The organism is Haloarcula sp. JP-Z28 (assembly GCF_011440255.1).
Lineage (GTDB): Archaea > Halobacteriota > Halobacteria > Halobacteriales > Haloarculaceae > Haloarcula > Haloarcula marismortui.
In genome coordinates this window covers 1-3,747 of sequence record NZ_JAAOHT010000134.1, presented here as the reverse complement: position 1 = coordinate 3,747, position 3,747 = coordinate 1, and the positions used below count along the sequence as shown (strand labels likewise).

Below are 3,747 nucleotides of genomic sequence, written 5' to 3'. Positions count from 1 at the left end.
AGAATCAGAACGAGTCTAACGTCGTCGATGTCTCGTCTGTAGCAAACAACTCCGCTAACCGCTCGTCCTCTTGAAGTACTTCCTGTGCCAAATCCGCGCGAATCGAAAATTCGTACTCATAGTATGAGCCCCCTTTGGGGCCCTTATTCTGTTCATCTACGTCCAGGAATCCTTTCAGCGTCAACTGTGACAACCGGTCATGAATCGTTCTGTCAGTCCGTACATCCGCATCGATACGCTTTGCAGCCATTACATACCGCTCATAAATTCGGTTACGCTTGGACGGCGTTTCATCCTCCCGCTCCAACAGTAACAGGGAGTAGAGAGTCAGTTTACTCTGTGTTGGCAGGCGGGTTAATTCGTCGCGCACTTTATCGCGCTCAACAATCTCGTCTGCCTGTCTCACATGCGCTTCGGTGATGACGTCGGACTCCTCATCTCGTGCCAGATCTCCAGCCTTATACAATCGCTTCAGCGCCTGTCGGGCACTTCCAGAGTCTTGTGCGGCAAACGCTGCACACAGCGGAATCACATCGCCCTCCAAAATATCAGACTGTAACTCATAACTGCCATCATCAAGTCGCTGAGCCGAAGTATCGTGAAACGCCTCACCAGCACGCTGTTTCAAGATGTTCCCGAGTTCGTTCGCATCATACGGTGGAAAATGGATCTCTTCGTCAGCGAGACTGTCCTTCACACGAGCTGAGAGGTTATCGCGGAACGTGAAGTCATTCGAGATGCCAATCACCCCAACCAGTGTATCTTCAACGTTCTCGTTATCGTTCGCCCGGGGAAGCTTATACAGGATGTCGTCATCATTCCCAATAGCATCAATTTCGTCAAGTACGATCAAGCAATGTGTTGCATCGAGTGCTTCCAGCTCATCGAACAACATATTGTAGATCATCCCGCTCGGATACCCGGTCGGTTTGATTTGCTCGGTTGGCGGACGAAATTGATTAATGAGGTTTGCAGCCACCTGGTAACTGCTGTTCAGCGATTTGCAATTTAACTCAATTACTTGAACATCGACACCGTCGATATTTTGCTGATCCTCGATCAGTCGTTCAACGACCATCCTCGAAGATAGTGTCTTCCCGACTCCAGTCTGGCCATATAAAAATAGGTTTTTCGGCGGCGCACCGTTAATCACAGGTTTAAGCGCACTCTGGTACTGCTCAAGTTCTGTGTCGCGCTCAATAAGACGGGCAGGTTGATATCCGTCCCGTAGGACCGATTCGTCTCGGAAGATAGTGGAGTCAGGAGAGAACGGTTCGAGTCCCATCGTATACCCGATAGATACAATCTATGTGAAATAAAACCACCGCTTCATGGGACTCATTTGTTTCACGAGATGCCCCCACTGCTTCATGAGACATATGCGTCGGTTTTCACACGAGCTGGGACGTTTTGCACCAACCCCCGCCCCCCATATTTCACGAGAGTATCGTTAGAGAGGAGGGGGAAGAGAGGGCAAAATGAAACTCTGAGTGAGAAGAAGATTTAATACAGATAGATTAGAACAGAATCCGTAGTACATTAGGTTCAGTTTAATTCTCTAGTGGAAATTCAGCAAGAAGCGTCAGACATTATTTCTTCCTTCCCCTCCCCTACAGCAACTCTCATGAAATATGGGGGGAGGGGGAGATATCTACCTGTCTCTTCTCTTCAGCAAGGCAGCAAGGAGACCCCAACTTCCCATGGGTCAGTTATCGTCGTCAACAAACAATATCCATCGCTAGTAGGTTATATCCATAGGAATCTACGGTCGCGCTGCTCTGTATTTGATTCCCTGAGAGACCATCAGTCCCTCTCCACTCACTGTCTAGACTCCGTGCTTTCTCTGAGTTACTACACAATTGATGACTTGCTCTGCTCAACTACACCCCACATTTCATGAGTTAGGAGCTGCGCTGCTATTCTTAAACTCTCGTGAAATGTGGGGGGTGGGGAACAAAATTCCGGCTAACTGGTCCATATTAACTCTCGTGAAAACCGGGGGGTCCCACTTCTCCACGACCGATACAGCAGACGGGCACTATCAGAGTTGAATTACGCCGCCTGTGTAGCGTGTTTGCGTTGGAAATCTCCTCTGGAGACTCTCATCAAAAGAGACATATTAAAGCTAACATCGCAGCTGAAATTATTCAGGTCGCTTACCCTGTACCACATGAGATATCTGTATATCTAACTGAACTCAGGCCTCCTGTTTGTTCTAATACATCATGTAGGCGATTGAGCTATTGCCCACTATATTCGTTTTGTGCAGCCTTCACAGCCGGAGGCTCCACACGATGTCCAACCCACCAGACGATGCATTACTGACCGAACTCGCAACCTACCAAAACCGAAAGCTCCTACTCTGGCAGCTCGCAGCAGACGGACGCTCGTTCTGTGGTATCCAGTTTATCGCTCGGGAGCGCGACTTGCAGGACGCTTCTATCGGCGAGCAAGTCCAAGCCTTCGTCGACGATATACTCTCTGACGGAGAGGTCCGGCCAGAGTACGACGCGATGGCGGACTGGGAAGCCCTGGAAGCGAACCACGGCGACACCGCCGACCAGTACCTCTAGACCAGACTCCGCCGCAGGGCGATTTTGTGTCGCCTCCATGGCTGGAGGCTTTCCAGTATGTTGCCGACAGCCGAACCACCGTTCGACCCGATCTTCCTCGAGGAACCGCCGCTCAGTCCAAACTACGAAGGAGCGATCATCAGCACAGTCGGCTTACCGTTCTACGCCGATGTAACTCGCCCCGATGGAGTGCCCGCTGACGAGCGCGAGCGAACTATCGACCTCGCGGAGCGAATCCTGCGCGCCGGCGGCGTTCGAACCGGCTTCGGGCACCACGAAGAAGTCCGGACCTCGATGGAGTCGTGGGCTCCCGATGCCGACGAGGAATGCGACGCTGACCCCGGTTACTGGCGGTCGTCAGTTCTCTTGATGTCGCCCCAAGAGATGAACTTCGGACAGCTGGACGGCGAACCCAAGGTGAGGTACAAGAAGGCCAAGACCGTGCTTGCGTGGGCCGCCGACTGTATCGACAGCGACGTCCTTCAGGAGATCGAGCGGTCCCAAGCCGAGGACATCAAGCAAGCATGGCGCGACGCCGCAGAAGCCGAACTGACCCAACGCGAAATCGAGCAGTTCGCTGAGGACCCGCCAGACAAACTCGATGGGTGGACGAAACTTGACGCCAACCACGACGGTGTCACGGTGGCCTACGTCGCTGACAACCACGGGACGCCGTCGGTCGCGGCCGTCTTTGAGGGTGCTGACAGCGAGTTGGAGGCGCTTGAGTTCACGCTGGCGGCGTGGCAAGAGAACGACGGCAATCCTCGTCAGGCAAGGCCAAATCGGTACTGTGTCACGACTGATGGCGACGGGGCCTACGCCCAACTTCGGTCGCATCTGTTGACCTCCGAGGTCGAGCCGATGGAGCCACTCGAAGTGTAGATCATTCCTGCGCTAAGCATGGTCATATCCCAGATTCACCACACCGTGTTTCGAGTGTAAACACTACTGCAGTCTGGTGGTTTTTCACCGGAAACGGTGGTGTGTGCACGCGTGAGCAGTAGTGGTTTGATGATGGCAGTGCTGGATCAAATATGTTGTTCAGTGCATCCGTCTTTAGCTAAGAGAAGAACCACGTGACAGCGGCGGCTTATCGAGGCTACTTTTCGAGAGGAATGAGGAGGTATCCGCTGTGCACACAGACACCTCCTCATCGAGAATCATGCGTCGGCTT

The 3,747-nt window shown here is 52.6% G+C and carries 3 protein-coding genes; 2 read left to right on the top strand and 1 reads right to left on the bottom strand.

What is annotated here, in order from left to right:
- Window positions 1–4: 4 nt before the first annotated feature.
- Window positions 5–1,285, bottom strand: a complete 1,281-nt coding sequence (locus G9463_RS23380; RefSeq protein ID WP_165897967.1) for a Cdc6/Cdc18 family protein — start codon at window positions 1,283–1,285, stop codon at window positions 5–7.
- A gap of 1,009 nt (window positions 1,286–2,294) precedes the next feature.
- On the opposite strand from G9463_RS23380, the gene G9463_RS23375 reads away from it, so the two are divergent.
- Window positions 2,295–2,573 carry a hypothetical protein gene (locus tag G9463_RS23375; protein ID WP_165897966.1) on the top strand — a complete coding sequence of 93 codons (279 nt, stop codon included), beginning with the start codon at window positions 2,295–2,297 and terminating at the stop codon, window positions 2,571–2,573.
- Window positions 2,574–2,630: 57 nt separating this feature from the next.
- Window positions 2,631–3,455, top strand: a complete 825-nt coding sequence (locus G9463_RS23370) for a hypothetical protein (RefSeq protein WP_165897965.1) — start codon at window positions 2,631–2,633, stop codon at window positions 3,453–3,455.
- Window positions 3,456–3,747 lie beyond the last annotated feature (292 nt).

Bases quoted from the DNA above. Each gene is read 5' to 3' on its own strand.
- G9463_RS23380 (WP_165897967.1), bottom strand. From the start codon at position 1,285: ATGGGACTCGAACCGTTCTCTCCTGACTCCACTATCTTCCGAGACGAA.
- G9463_RS23375 (WP_165897966.1), top strand. From the start codon at position 2,295: ATGTCCAACCCACCAGACGATGCATTACTGACCGAACTCGCAACCTAC.
- G9463_RS23370 (WP_165897965.1), top strand. From the start codon at position 2,631: ATGTTGCCGACAGCCGAACCACCGTTCGACCCGATCTTCCTCGAGGAA.